The sequence below is a fragment of the Bacteroides sp. Phil13 genome, from assembly GCF_001940965.1.
GTDB classification, from domain to species: Bacteria; Bacteroidota; Bacteroidia; order Bacteroidales; family Bacteroidaceae; genus Bacteroides; species Bacteroides intestinalis.
Window position 1 is genome coordinate 1 of sequence record NZ_MSHA01000061.1, and the last position, 14,927, is coordinate 14,927.

At 41.1% G+C, this 14,927-nt stretch carries 12 protein-coding genes; all 12 read left to right on the forward strand.

Annotation, left to right across the window (positions count from 1 at the left end; translation table 11 throughout):
* Window positions 1-313: 50S ribosomal protein L7/L12 (rplL, locus tag BWI44_RS11540; RefSeq protein ID WP_286813732.1), on the forward strand; the 313-nt coding region annotated here is incomplete at its 5' end.
* A gap of 104 nt (window positions 314-417) precedes the next feature.
* Window positions 418-4,230 (forward strand): DNA-directed RNA polymerase subunit beta, encoded by a 3,813-nt coding sequence (gene rpoB / locus BWI44_RS11545; RefSeq protein WP_007662131.1) that lies wholly within the window; start codon window positions 418-420, stop codon window positions 4,228-4,230.
* A 94-nt stretch (window positions 4,231-4,324) separates the two neighbouring features.
* Window positions 4,325-8,617 (forward strand): DNA-directed RNA polymerase subunit beta', encoded by a 4,293-nt coding sequence (gene rpoC, locus BWI44_RS11550; protein ID WP_007662133.1) that lies wholly within the window; start codon window positions 4,325-4,327, stop codon window positions 8,615-8,617.
* 134 nt (window positions 8,618-8,751) lie between these two features.
* Window positions 8,752-9,060 (forward strand): DUF3467 domain-containing protein, encoded by a 309-nt coding sequence (locus tag BWI44_RS11555; protein ID WP_044535374.1) that lies wholly within the window; start codon window positions 8,752-8,754, stop codon window positions 9,058-9,060.
* A 117-nt stretch (window positions 9,061-9,177) separates the two neighbouring features.
* Complete coding sequence (gene rpsL, locus BWI44_RS11560; protein WP_007662137.1) at window positions 9,178-9,582, forward strand: 30S ribosomal protein S12; 405 nt, start codon at window positions 9,178-9,180, stop codon at window positions 9,580-9,582.
* Between the two features lie 155 nt (window positions 9,583-9,737).
* Window positions 9,738-10,214 carry a 30S ribosomal protein S7 gene (gene rpsG / locus BWI44_RS11565; protein ID WP_007662138.1) on the forward strand — a complete coding sequence of 159 codons (477 nt, stop codon included), beginning with the start codon at window positions 9,738-9,740 and terminating at the stop codon, window positions 10,212-10,214.
* A gap of 52 nt (window positions 10,215-10,266) precedes the next feature.
* On the forward strand, window positions 10,267-12,384 hold the full coding sequence (gene fusA / locus BWI44_RS11570; protein ID WP_117691262.1) for an elongation factor G: 2,118 nt from the start codon (window positions 10,267-10,269) through the stop codon (window positions 12,382-12,384).
* 83 nt (window positions 12,385-12,467) lie between these two features.
* Window positions 12,468-12,773: a 30S ribosomal protein S10 gene (rpsJ, locus tag BWI44_RS11575; RefSeq protein WP_002558075.1), complete on the forward strand. Its 306-nt coding sequence runs from the start codon at window positions 12,468-12,470 to the stop codon at window positions 12,771-12,773.
* Between the two features lie 19 nt (window positions 12,774-12,792).
* Window positions 12,793-13,410, forward strand: a complete 618-nt coding sequence (rplC, locus tag BWI44_RS11580; protein ID WP_007662140.1) for a 50S ribosomal protein L3 — start codon at window positions 12,793-12,795, stop codon at window positions 13,408-13,410.
* Window positions 13,410-14,036, forward strand: coding sequence for a 50S ribosomal protein L4 (gene rplD, locus BWI44_RS11585; RefSeq protein ID WP_007662141.1), 627 nt, complete (start codon window positions 13,410-13,412; stop codon window positions 14,034-14,036). The genes rplC and rplD overlap by 1 nt, the downstream gene beginning before the upstream one ends.
* Before the next feature lie 16 nt (window positions 14,037-14,052).
* Window positions 14,053-14,346 carry a 50S ribosomal protein L23 gene (rplW, locus tag BWI44_RS11590; RefSeq protein ID WP_007662142.1) on the forward strand — a complete coding sequence of 98 codons (294 nt, stop codon included), beginning with the start codon at window positions 14,053-14,055 and terminating at the stop codon, window positions 14,344-14,346.
* Window positions 14,347-14,351: 5 nt separating this feature from the next.
* Window positions 14,352-14,927: 50S ribosomal protein L2 (gene rplB, locus BWI44_RS11595; RefSeq protein ID WP_286813779.1), on the forward strand; the 576-nt coding region annotated here is incomplete at its 3' end.

Consider the following 14,927-nt stretch of genomic DNA (forward strand, 5'->3'; position numbering starts at 1 on the left):
TGCAACTATCCTTAAAGAAGAATATGGTATTGAACCTGCTGCTGCAGCTGTAGCTGTTGCTGCTGGTCCTGCAGCTGGTGGTGCTGCTGCCGCTGAAGAAAAGACTTCTTTTGATGTAGTATTGAAGAGCGCTGGTGCAGCTAAACTTCAGGTTGTTAAGGCCGTGAAGGAAGCTTGTGGTCTTGGCTTGAAAGAAGCTAAGGACATGGTAGACGGTGCTCCTAGCGTAGTTAAAGAAGGTTTGGCTAAAGACGAAGCAGAATCATTGAAGAAAACATTGGAAGAAGCTGGAGCTGAAGTTGAACTTAAATAACATTAGCCTGTAAATCAGGTAATTCGGTTAAGAACCCTTCTGAAGAGGGTTCTTAACCTTTTTGTGTATATATTTAAAATTAAGTTCTACAAATCCATTAACAGATGTCTTCAAATACTGTAAACCAAAGAATTAATTTTGCTTCGACTAAAAATCCACTTGAATATCCGGATTTTTTGGAAGTACAATTGAAGTCATTCAAAGACTTTTTACAACTGGATACCCCACCCGAAAAGCGTAAGAACGAGGGACTGTATAAAGTATTTGCTGAAAACTTCCCCATTGCTGATACAAGAAACAATTTTGTTCTTGAGTTTTTGGACTACTATATTGATCCGCCGCGTTATACAATCGATGATTGTATAGAGCGAGGGCTTACTTATAGTGTGCCTTTGAAAGCAAAATTGAAATTATACTGTACAGATCCCGATCATGAGGATTTTGATACCGTTATTCAGGACGTATTCCTTGGTCCTATTCCTTATATGACGGATAAGGCGACTTTCGTCATAAACGGTGCGGAACGTGTGGTTGTATCTCAGCTTCACCGTTCTCCAGGCGTATTCTTCGGTCAGAGCGTACATGCTAATGGTACCAAACTTTATTCTGCCCGTATCATTCCGTTTAAAGGTTCATGGATTGAGTTTGCTACTGATATTAACAATGTCATGTATGCGTACATTGACCGTAAGAAGAAGTTACCCGTTACTACTTTGCTGAGAGCTATCGGTTTTGAGAATGATAAGGATATTCTTGAAATTTTCAATTTGGCCGAAGACATTAAAGTCAATAAGACGAATCTCAAAAGAGTGCTGGGACGTAAGTTAGCGGCTCGTGTATTGAAAACATGGATTGAGGATTTTGTAGACGAAGATACCGGTGAAGTTGTTTCTATTGAGCGTAATGAGGTTGTTATAGACCGTGAAACAGTTATCGAACCGGAACATGTTGATATTATTTTAGAGTCAGGCGTTCAAAACATTCTTGTGCACAAGGAAGAACCGAATCAATCTGACTACTCTATCATATATAATACGCTTCAGAAAGACCCGAGTAACTCAGAAAAAGAAGCAGTACTGTATATCTATCGTCAGTTGCGTAATGCAGACCCAGCCGATGATGCCAGTGCACGTGAAGTTATCAACAATCTGTTCTTCTCTGAAAAGAGATATGACTTGGGTGATGTAGGCCGTTACAGAATCAACAAGAAGTTGAACCTGACGACTGATATGGACGTGCGCGTTCTGACCAAGGAAGATATCATTGAGATTATCAAGTATCTGATTGAGTTGATTAACTCAAAAGCTGATGTGGATGATATTGACCACTTGAGTAACCGTCGTGTGCGTACTGTAGGTGAGCAATTGTCTAACCAGTTTGCAATAGGTTTGGCTCGTATGTCACGTACGATCCGTGAGCGTATGAATGTGCGCGATAATGAAGTGTTTACTCCGATTGACTTGATTAACGCCAAGACTATTTCTTCCGTAATCAACTCATTCTTCGGAACGAATGCTTTGTCCCAGTTTATGGACCAGACGAATCCGCTGGCTGAAATTACGCATAAGCGTCGTATGTCTGCCCTCGGTCCTGGTGGTTTGTCGCGTGAGCGTGCCGGATTTGAGGTACGTGACGTTCACTATACTCACTACGGTCGTCTTTGTCCGATTGAAACACCGGAAGGACCGAACATTGGTTTGATCTCTTCTTTGTGTGTGTTCGCTAAGATTAATGTGCTTGGTTTTATTGAAACTCCGTATCGTAAGGTTGAAAATGGTAAAGTAGACCTTTCTGATGCAGGTTTGGCATACTTGACTGCGGAAGAAGAAGAAGCTAAAATTATTGCTCAGGGTAATGCTCCGTTGAATGATGATGGTACTTTCATTCGTGATAAAGTAAAGGCTCGTCAGGATGCTGACTATCCGGTTGTAACTCCGGATGAAGTAGAACTGATGGACGTATCTCCTCAGCAGATTGCTTCTATTGCTGCATCTTTGATTCCTTTCTTGGAACATGATGATGCTAACCGTGCATTGATGGGTTCGAACATGATGCGCCAGGCAGTTCCTTTGTTGAAGAGTGAAGCTCCTATTGTAGGTACAGGTATCGAACGTCAGTTGGTACGCGATTCTCGGACGCAGATTACTGCTGAAGGTGATGGTGTGATTGACTTTGTGGATGCTACCACTATCCGTATTTTGTACGATCGTACGGAAGACGAGGAATTTGTAAGTTTTGAACCGGCTTTGAAAGAATACCGTATTCCGAAATGGCGTCGTACAAACCAGAATATGACGATTGACCTTCGTCCTATTTGTGAAATTGGCCAGCGTGTAACGAAGGGGCAGATTCTGACAGAAGGTTATTCTACGGAAAATGGTGAGTTGGCTTTGGGTAAGAACCTTTTGGTAGCTTACATGCCGTGGAAGGGTTATAACTATGAGGATGCTATCGTATTGAACGAACGTGTGGTTCGTGAAGATATATTGACTTCAATTCATGTGGAAGAATATTCACTGGAGGTTCGTGAAACGAAACGTGGTATGGAAGAATTGACTTCCGATATTCCGAATGTGAGTGAAGAAGCTACTAAAGATTTGGATGAAAATGGTATCGTACGTGTAGGTGCTCGCATCCAACCGGGTGATATTTTGATTGGTAAGATAACACCGAAAGGTGAGTCTGATCCGTCGCCGGAAGAAAAATTGCTTCGTGCTATTTTCGGTGATAAGGCAGGTGATGTGAAAGATGCTTCTTTGAAAGCTTCTCCTTCTTTGAAGGGTGTTGTTATCGACAAGCGTTTGTTCTCACGTGTAATCAAGAGCCGTAGCTCCAAATTGGCAGATAAGGCCTTGTTGCCGAAGATTGATGATGAATTCGATGCAAAAGTTGCTGATTTAAGAGGTGTCTTGATTAGAAAACTATTGAAGTTGACAGAAAATTATGTGTCGGAGGGTGTGAAAGATTATATGGGTGCTGATATTATCTCAAAAGGTGCAAAATTTTCTCCTTCTGATTTCGGTGATCTGGACTTTACTTCAATTCAGTTGAGTAACTGGACGAATGACGACCGTATCAACGGTATGATTCGTGATTTGGTGATGAACTTCATCAAGAAATATAAGGAACTGGATGCCGAACTGAAACGTAAGAAGTTTGCTATCACTATTGGTGATGAACTTCCTGCTGGTATCATTCAGATGGCGAAAGTCTATATTGCTAAGAAACGTAAGATCGGTGTAGGTGATAAGATGGCAGGTCGTCACGGTAACAAGGGTATTGTTTCCCGCGTTGTTCGTCAGGAAGATATGCCGTTCCTCGCTGATGGTACTCCGGTAGATATTGTATTGAATCCGTTGGGTGTACCTTCTCGTATGAACATTGGTCAGATATTTGAGGCTGTATTAGGTCGTGCCGGTAAGAATTTGGGTGTTAAGTTTGCAACTCCTATTTTTGATGGTGCTACATTGGATGACTTGAATGAGTGGACTGACAAGGCTGGTTTGCCACGTTATGGTAAGACTAAATTGTATGATGGTGGTACGGGTGAGCCGTTTGACCAGCATGCTACGGTTGGTGTTACCTATATGTTGAAGTTGGGTCACATGGTTGAAGATAAGATGCACGCACGTTCTATCGGTCCGTACTCTCTGATTACTCAACAGCCGTTGGGTGGTAAGGCACAGTTCGGTGGTCAGCGTTTCGGAGAAATGGAAGTTTGGGCGCTTGAGGCATTTGGTGCTGCGCACATCCTGCAGGAAATCTTGACTATCAAATCCGATGACGTTGTTGGCCGTTCTAAAGCTTATGAAGCAATTGTGAAGGGTGAACCGATGCCGCAACCTGGTATTCCTGAATCACTCAATGTATTGTTGCATGAGTTGAGAGGTCTGGGCCTTAGCATCAATCTGGAATAAATCTATAATTAATAGTTGGGGGTGATAATCTATCTGCTCTCAACTATTAATTGTCAATATTCAATTGTCAATTTTCAATTATATATAATAAAGTATGGCTTTTAGAAAAGATAACAAGATAAAGAGTAATTTCTCGAAGATCTCTATTGGTTTGGCTTCTCCGGAAGAAATCCTTGAGAATTCGAGTGGTGAAGTTTTAAAGCCTGAAACTATCAACTATCGTACGTATAAGCCTGAACGTGACGGTTTGTTCTGTGAGCGCATTTTTGGTCCTATCAAGGATTATGAATGTCATTGCGGTAAGTACAAACGTATCCGTTACAAAGGTATTGTCTGCGACCGTTGTGGTGTGGAAGTGACAGAGAAAAAAGTACGTCGTGAGCGTATGGGACACATTCAGTTGGTTGTGCCGGTAGCTCATATCTGGTATTTCCGCTCACTTCCTAACAAGATTGGTTATTTGTTGGGTCTTCCTACAAAGAAACTTGATTCTATTATTTATTATGAGCGTTATGTGGTAATCCAGGCTGGTGTGATGTCAGGTGAGATTGCTGAATATGATTTGCTCTCGGAAGAAGAATATCTGGATTTGATGGAGAAGTTGCCGAAAGACAATCAATTCCTGGAAGATTCAGATCCTAATAAATTCATAGCTAAGATGGGTGCTGAAGCCATTTATGACTTGCTGGCCCGTCTGGATTTGGATGCATTGTCTTATGAATTGCGTCACCGTGCTGGTAACGACGCTTCTCAACAACGTAAGAATGAGGCTTTGAAGCGTCTTCAGGTTGTTGAATCATTCCGTGCATCTCGTGGACGTAATAAGCCGGAATGGATGATCGTACGTATTGTACCGGTTATCCCACCCGAACTTCGTCCATTGGTTCCGTTAGATGGTGGTCGTTTCGCTACTTCTGATTTGAATGACCTTTATCGTCGTGTAATTATTCGTAATAATCGTCTGAAGAGACTTATTGAGATCAAAGCTCCTGAAGTAATTTTGCGTAATGAAAAACGTATGTTGCAGGAAGCTGTTGATTCTTTGTTCGATAACTCACGTAAATCCAGTGCAGTAAAAACGGATGCTAACCGTCCTTTGAAATCTCTTTCTGATAGTTTGAAAGGTAAGCAAGGTCGTTTCCGTCAGAACCTGTTGGGTAAACGTGTTGACTATTCTGCACGTTCGGTAATCGTTGTAGGTCCGGAATTAAGAATGGGTGAATGCGGTATTCCTAAATTAATGGCAGCTGAACTGTACAAACCGTTCATTATACGTAAGTTGATTGAACGTGGTATTGTGAAGACCGTGAAGAGTGCCAAGAAGATTGTAGATCGTAAAGAAGCTGTTATCTGGGATATTCTGGAACATGTAATGAAAGGTCATCCGGTACTGTTGAACCGTGCACCGACATTGCACCGTTTGGGTATTCAGGCGTTCCAGCCTAAGATGATTGAAGGAAAAGCTATTCAGTTGCACCCGTTGGCATGTACGGCTTTCAATGCCGACTTTGACGGTGACCAGATGGCTGTTCACTTGCCGTTGAGCAATGAAGCTGTTCTGGAGGCTCAGATGTTGATGCTTCAATCTCATAATATTTTGAACCCGGCGAATGGTGCTCCTATTACTGTGCCTTCTCAGGATATGGTGCTTGGTTTGTACTACATTACTAAATTACGTAAGGGTGCAAAAGGCGAAGGCTTGATATTCTATGGTCCGGAAGAAGCCTTGATTGCTTACAATGAGGGTAAAGTTGATATTCATGCTCCGATCAGCGTTGTTGTGAAGGATGTGGACGAGAATGGAAACGTTGTTGACGTAATGATGCATGACACTTCTGTAGGTCGTGTAATTGTTAACGAAATTGTTCCCCCTGAAGCTGGTTATATCAATACCATTATTTCTAAGAAATCACTTCGTGATATTATTAGTGATGTAATTAAGGTATGTGGTGTGGCTAAAGCTGCCGACTTCCTCGATGGTATTAAGAATTTAGGTTATCAAATGGCCTTTAAGGGTGGTTTGTCATTCAACTTGGGTGATATTATCATTCCGGAACAAAAAGAGGCATTGGTACAGAAAGGATATGATGAAGTTGAGCAGGTTATCAACAACTATAACATGGGTTTCATTACCAATAATGAACGTTACAATCAGGTGATCGATATTTGGACTCATGTTAATTCAGAGTTGTCTAATATATTGATGAAGACCATTTCGAGTGATGATCAAGGGTTCAATGCTGTATATATGATGTTGGATTCTGGTGCCCGTGGTTCTAAAGAACAGATTCGTCAGTTGTCTGGTATGCGTGGTTTGATGGCAAAACCGCAGAAGGCAGGTGCAGAGGGTGGTCAGATTATTGAAAACCCGATTCTTTCAAACTTTAAGGAAGGCCTTTCGGTGTTGGAGTACTTTATCTCTACCCACGGTGCCCGTAAAGGTTTGGCAGATACGGCGTTGAAAACGGCTGATGCCGGATATTTGACTCGTCGTCTGGTTGACGTATCTCATGATGTGATTATTAATGAAGAAGACTGCGGTACGCTCCGTGGATTGGTTTGTACAGACTTGAAGAATAATGATGAAATCATTGCTACATTGTATGAGCGTATCCTTGGCCGTGTATCTGTACATGATATTGTTCATCCTACAACAGGTGAATTGCTGGTTGCAGGTGGTGAAGAAATAACCGAAGAAGTTGCTAAGAAGATTCAGGATTCTCCGATTGAAAGTGTTGAAATACGTTCTGTATTGACTTGTGAATCGAAGAAGGGTGTTTGTGCAAAATGTTATGGGCGTAATCTTGCAACGAGCCAGATGGTTCAGAGAGGTGAGGCTGTTGGTGTAATTGCTGCACAGTCTATCGGTGAGCCGGGTACGCAGTTGACGTTGCGTACTTTCCACGCCGGTGGTACGGCTGCCAATATTGCAGCCAATGCAAGTATCACAGCTAAGAATCCGGCACGTCTGGAATTTGAAGAACTTCGTACTGTAGATGTGGTAGATGAAGCAGGCGAACCGGCAAAGGTTGTAGTAGGTCGTTTGGCTGAAGTACGCTTTGTGGATGTGAATACTGGTATTGTTCTTTCTACTCATAATGTACCTTATGGTTCTACTCTTTATGCAGCTGATGGTGAGGTCGTAGAAAAAGGTAAGATGATTGCCCGCTGGGATCCGTTCAACGCTGTTATTATAACAGAAGCTACAGGTAGGATTGAGTTTGAAGGTGTTATTGAGAATGTTACCTATAAGGTAGAATCTGATGAGTCTACCGGTCTGCGCGAAATTATCATCATCGAGTCTAAGGATAAGACGAAAGTTCCGACAGCTCACATTATGACAGAAGATGGTGACTTGATTCGTACATATAACCTCCCTGTGGGTGGTCACGTTGTTGTCGAAAACAAGCAAAAGGTAAAAGCCGGTGAAGTTATCGTGAAAATACCTCGTGCAGTTGGTAAGGCTGGTGATATCACGGGTGGTCTTCCACGTGTAACAGAGTTGTTTGAAGCTCGTAATCCGTCTAATCCTGCTGTTGTTTCTGAAATCGATGGTGAGGTTACAATGGGTAAGGTTAAACGTGGTAATCGTGAAATAGTTGTAACTTCTAAGACTGGTGAAGTTAAGAAGTATCTGGTACCGTTGTCAAAACAGATTCTGGTACAAGAGAACGACTATGTACGCGCTGGAACTCCATTGTCTGACGGTGCTACAACTCCTGCTGATATTCTTGCTATTAAAGGTCCTACGGCTGTGCAGGAATATATCGTAAATGAGGTACAGGATGTATATCGTCTGCAGGGTGTGAAGATTAATGATAAGCACTTTGAAATTATAGTTCGCCAGATGATGCGTAAAGTTGAAATCGATGAACCGGGCGATACTCGCTTCCTGGAACAACAGGTCGTGGATAAGTTGGAGTTCATGGAAGAAAATGATCGTATTTGGGGTAAGAAGGTGGTTGTTGATGCTGGTGATTCTCAGAATTTGCAGCCGGGACAGATTGTTACTGCTCGCAAATTACGTGATGAAAACAGTATGCTAAAACGCCGTGACTTGAAACCAGTTGAAGTGCGTGATGCTGTTCCTGCAACTTCTACTCAGATTCTTCAGGGTATAACTCGTGCTGCTTTGCAAACTTCAAGCTTCATGTCAGCTGCTTCATTCCAGGAAACTACAAAGGTTTTGAACGAAGCTGCTATTAATGGTAAGATTGATAAGTTGGAAGGTATGAAAGAGAACGTTATCTGCGGTCACTTGATACCTGCCGGTACTGGTCAACGTGAATATGAAAAGATAATTGTTGGCTCTAAAGAGGAATATGATCGTATTCTTGCAAATAAGAAAACGGTTCTTGATTATAACTCAATGGATGTTGAAGAATAATATGTAATAAATACAGTCAATTGATTATTAAATAGGAAAGAGGAGATGTCTTTAAAAGGATGTCTCCTCTTTTGTTTTTGGAATAAAATATAATTCTTACCTTTGAATATTTAAATTCTAAACGTAAAGTGAAAATGGAAAATCAGGAAATGAATAATCAATTACAAATTGAACTGAAAGAAGATATTGCGCAGGGGATATATGCCAATTTAGCTGTGATTACACACTCCAGCTCTGAGTTTATTGTTGATTTTGTACGGGTGATGCCGGGAATGCCTAAAGCTGGTGTAAAATCCCGTATTGTGTTGGCACCGGAGCATGCTAAGAGACTATTGCGTGCTTTGGAAGAAAATATTGGTAAATATGAGCGTACATTTGGTACTATCAGGTTGTTGGATGAACAACCAATTCCGCCTATGACGAATGTCAAAGGGGAAGCTTGAAATTAAAAAAAAACTTGTAGTGCATTGATTATTCAAATATTATTCGTATTTTTGCAGCCCAAAAGTGTATAGCTACGAAATTAATATAACAATAATATATAATTAAAAACAATTAAAATGCCTACAATTCAGCAATTAGTAAGAAAAGGACGCGAGGTGTTGGTGGAGAAAAGTAAATCACCGGCTCTTGATTCATGTCCTCAAAGACGTGGCGTTTGCGTGAGAGTGTATACAACCACTCCGAAAAAGCCGAATTCTGCAATGCGTAAAGTTGCACGTGTACGTTTGACCAATGGTAAAGAGGTGAACTCTTACATTCCGGGAGAAGGACACAACTTGCAGGAACACTCTATTGTATTAGTACGTGGTGGTCGTGTTAAGGACCTTCCGGGTGTACGTTATCACATTGTTCGTGGTACATTGGATACTGCAGGTGTTGCAGGTCGTACTCAAAGACGTTCTAAATACGGAACTAAGCGTCCGAAACCAGGACAGCAAGCTACACCGGCTAAGAAAAAATAATAGATAGCCCTACACTGTAAACAGTTAAATTAAAAGTAATAACTTACGTTTTAGTTTATTGGAAATGCTAAAGGTTGAGTAAATTCTCCGGAGGGGGAGTTGAAGAAGTCAAGAAGTAAACAACCAAGAACGAAAAACATTATTCTTTCAAACAAATGAGAAAAGCAAAACCAAAAAAACGCGTTATCCTGCCGGATCCCGTGTTTAATGATCAAAAGGTTTCAAAATTCGTAAACCATCTGATGTATGACGGAAAGAAGAATACCTCTTATGAAATCTTCTACGCCGCTTTGGAAACAGTAAAAGCAAAACTTCCTAACGAAGAAAAGTCTGCCCTTGAAATTTGGAAAAAGGCTTTGGATAATGTAACTCCGCAAGTTGAGGTTAAATCTCGTCGTGTAGGTGGTGCTACATTTCAGGTCCCGACTGAAATACGTCCGGATCGTAAGGAGTCAGTATCAATGAAAAACCTGATTATTTTTGCTCGCAAGCGTGGTGGTAAATCAATGGCTGATAAGTTAGCTGCTGAGATCATGGATGCGTATAATGAACAAGGTGGTGCTTACAAACGTAAAGAAGATATGCATAGAATGGCTGAAGCTAACCGTGCATTTGCTCATTTTAGATTCTAATACTATAAGAATAACCGATAGATTAAAAACTTAAAGTAAAAGGAATTAAAAAATGGCTAAGCAAGATTTACATTTGACGCGTAATATTGGTATCATGGCTCACATCGATGCCGGAAAAACAACTACCTCTGAACGTATCCTGTTCTATACGGGTTTGACTCACAAAATTGGAGAAGTACATGATGGTGCTGCTACAATGGACTGGATGGCACAGGAGCAAGAACGTGGTATTACTATCACCTCTGCTGCTACTACAACTCGTTGGAAATATGCAGGTGATACTTATAAAATCAACTTGATTGATACTCCGGGACACGTTGACTTTACTGCTGAAGTAGAGCGCTCTTTGCGTATCTTGGATGGTGCTGTTGCTGCATACTGTGCAGTAGGTGGAGTTGAACCGCAGTCTGAGACTGTATGGCGCCAGGCTGATAAATATAATGTGCCACGTATTGCTTATGTGAACAAAATGGACCGTTCGGGTGCTGACTTCTTTGAGGTTGTGCGCCAGATGAAGGCTGTTTTGGGAGCTAATCCGTGTCCGATAGTTATTCCTATTGGCGCTGAGGAATCTTTTAAAGGTCTGGTGGATCTTATTAAGATGAAAGCTATTTATTGGCATGATGAAACAATGGGCGCTGACTATACAGTGGAAGAAATTCCTGCTAATCTGGTAGGCGAAGCTAACGAGTGGAGAGACAAAATGCTTGAGAAAGTGGCGGAGTTTGACGATGCTTTGATGGAGAAATATTTTGATGATCCTTCTACTATTACAGAAGAAGAAGTATTGAGAGCTCTTCGCAATGCTACAGTGCAGATGGCAGTTGTTCCGATGTTGTGTGGCTCTTCATTTAAGAACAAGGGCGTACAGACTTTGCTTGACTATGTTTGTGCATTCTTGCCGTCTCCATTGGATACAGAAAATGTAGTTGGTACAAATCCTGACACAGGGGCTGAAGAAGATCGTAAGCCTAGTGATGACGAAAAAACTTCTGCTTTAGCATTTAAGATTGCAACTGACCCTTATGTAGGTCGTTTGACTTTCTTCCGTGTTTATTCGGGTAAAATAGAAGCAGGCTCTTATATTTACAACTCTCGTTCTGGTAAGAAAGAACGTGTATCTCGTTTGTTCCAGATGCACTCAAACAAGCAGAATCCGGTTGAAGTTATTGGTGCTGGTGATATTGGTGCAGGTGTTGGTTTCAAAGATATTCATACTGGTGATACCTTGTGTGATGAAGATGCACCGATTGTATTGGAATCTATGGATTTCCCGGAACCGGTTATTGGTATTGCGGTAGAACCAAAGACTCAGAAGGATATGGACAAGCTGTCTAACGGTTTGGCTAAATTGGCTGAAGAAGATCCGACGTTTACTGTGAAAACTGATGAGCAGACTGGCCAGACGGTTATTTCTGGTATGGGTGAGCTTCACTTGGATATTATTATTGACCGTCTGAAACGTGAGTTTAAGGTAGAATGTAACCAAGGTAAGCCTCAGGTTAACTACAAGGAAGCTATTACGAAGACAGTTAACTTGCGTGAAGTTTATAAGAAGCAGTCTGGTGGTCGTGGTAAATTTGCTGATATTATAGTAAATATCGGTCCGGTTGATGAAGACTTTACTCAAGGAGGCTTGCAGTTTATTGATGAAGTGAAAGGTGGTAATATTCCTAAAGAATTCATTCCATCTGTACAAAAGGGATTCACTACTGCAATGAAGAATGGTGTACTAGCTGGTTATCCTTTGGATTCACTGAAGGTGACATTGCTTGATGGTTCTTTCCACCCGGTTGACTCTGATCAATTGTCGTTTGAGATCTGTGCTATCCAAGCATATAAGAGTGCTTGTGCTAAGGCAGGTCCTGTACTTATGGAGCCTATCATGAAACTGGAAGTTGTAACTCCGGAAGAAAATATGGGTGATGTGATCGGTGACTTGAATAAGCGCCGTGGTCAGGTAGAAGGCATGGAATCAAGTCGTTCAGGTGCTCGTATTGTAAAAGCTATGGTTCCGTTGGCAGAAATGTTTGGTTATGTAACGGCTTTGCGTACTATAACTTCTGGTCGTGCTACTTCATCAATGGTTTATTCTCATCATGCTCAAGTTTCTAACTCTATTGCTAAGGCAGTATTGGAAGAAGTAAAGGGACGTGCTGATTTACTCTAAAATACTTAGAATCCGTAGGCTAGCGAATGACTCTTAGCCTACGGAATTTTATCTTATTATAACTTTAATAATTAATCAAACTAATGAGTCAAAAAATTAGAATTAAATTGAAATCTTACGACCACAACTTGGTTGACAAGTCAGCTGAGAAGATTGTAAGAACGGTGAAGGCAACGGGCGCCATCGTTAGCGGTCCGATTCCTCTCCCTACGCACAAGCGTATCTTTACCGTGAACCGTTCGACTTTCGTAAACAAGAAGTCGCGTGAACAGTTTGAACTCTCTTCTTATAAGAGACTGATCGACATCTATAGCTCAACTGCTAAGACTGTAGACGCTCTGATGAAGTTGGAGTTACCGAGTGGTGTGGAAGTAGAAATCAAAGTTTAGTATTTAAATTTTAAGTGAAATGCCAGGATTATTAGGAAAAAAAATCGGAATGACATCCGTTTTCAGTGCCGAGGGTAAGAACGTACCATGCACTGTTATCGAAGCAGGTCCTTGTGTTGTTACTCAAGTTAAGAGTGTCGAAAAAGATGGCTATGCAGCTGTTCAGTTGGGCTTCCAGGATAAAAAGGAGAAGCATACAACTAAACCGTTGATGGGTCACTTTAAGAAGGCTGGAGTAACTCCCAAGAAACACTTGGCTGAGTTCAAAGAATTTGAAACAGAGTTAAATCTGGGTGATACTGTTACCGTAGAATTGTTTAATGACGCAACTTTTGTTGATGTTATCGGAACTTCTAAAGGTAAGGGTTTCCAAGGTGTAGTTAAAAGACATGGTTTTGGTGGTGTAGGTCAGACTACTCACGGTCAGCACAATCGTGCTCGTAAGCCGGGTTCTATCGGTGCTTGTTCATACCCTGCAAAAGTATTCAAAGGGATGCGTATGGGTGGTCAACTTGGCGGCGACAGAGTGACTGTTCAAAACTTACAGGTATTAAAGGTTCTTCCGGATCACAACCTTCTTTTGATTAAGGGGTCTGTTCCCGGTTGCAAAGGTTCAATCGTAATAATTGAGAAATAATGGAAGTTAACGTATATAACATTAAAGGTGAAGACACTGGGAGAAAGATTACGTTAAACGAATCTATCTTCGGAATTGAGCCCAACGACCACGCTATCTATTTGGACGTAAAGCAATTTATGGCTAATCAGCGTCAGGGTACACATAAATCAAAAGAAAGAAGCGAGATTAGTGGTTCTACTCGTAAGATCGGTCGTCAAAAAGGCGGCGGTGGTGCACGCCGTGGTGACATGAACTCACCGGTACTTGTCGGTGGAGCTCGTGTTTTCGGTCCTAAACCGAGAGATTACTACTTCAAGTTGAATAAAAAAGTAAAGACATTAGCTCGTAAGTCAGCTTTAGCATATAAGGCACAGAACAATGCGGTTGTTATTGTAGAAGACTTCAATTTTGAAGCTCCGAAAACGAAAGATTTTGTTGCAATGACAAAAAACCTTAAAGTTTCTGACAAAAAGCTGCTGGTAATTTTACCGGAAGCAAATAAAAATGTATATTTGTCGGCTCGTAACGTGGAAAGTGCAAATGTACAGACTCTCTCAGGATTAAATACTTACAGAGTATTGAATGCTGGGGTTGTTGTGTTTACTGAAAGCGCTCTTTCGGCTATTGACAATATCTTAATGTAAAAAGGAGGCTTAAATAATGGGAATTATTATTAAACCGTTAGTAACAGAGAAAATGACAGCGATTACAGATAAGGCGAACAATCGTTTCGGCTTTATTGTACGTCCTGATGCTAACAAATTGGAAATTAAGAGTGAAGTTGAAGCCTTATATAACGTTACGGTAGTTGATGTAAATACAGTTAAGTATGCCGGTAAAAACAAAAGCCGTTATACAAAAGCAGGTATCATCAATGGTCGTACGAATGCATATAAAAAAGCAATCGTTACGTTGAAAGAAGGAGATACTATTGATTTTTATAGCAATATTTAAAAGAAATGGCAGTACGTAAATTTAAGCCCACAACACCGGGGCAAAGACATAAAATTATTGGTACCTTTGAGGAAATTACTGCGCGGGTACCAGAAAAATCTCTTGTTTTTGGCAAGAAATCTTCAGGTGGTCGCAACAGCGAAGGTAAGATGACTATGCGCTACATTGGTGGTGGTCATAAGAAGATTATTAGAATTGTAGATTTCAAGAGAAATAAGGACGGTGTACCTGCAGTGGTTAAAACAATTGAATATGATCCGAATCGTTCGGCTCGTATCGCTTTGTTGTTTTATGCAGATGGAGAAAAAAGATATATAATTGCTCCCAATGGATTGCAAGTAGGTGCGACTTTAATGTCAGGTGAGAGTGCTGCTCCGGAAATCGGTAATGCACTTCCTCTTCAGAATATTCCGGTTGGTACTGTAATTCATAACATTGAATTACGTCCGGGTCAAGGTGCAGCTTTGGTTCGTTCAGCTGGTAATTTTGCTCAGTTGACTTCAAGAGAAGGTAAATATTGTGTTATCAAATTACCTTCAGGTGAAGTTAGACAAATACTTAGCACTTGTAAAGCTACTATC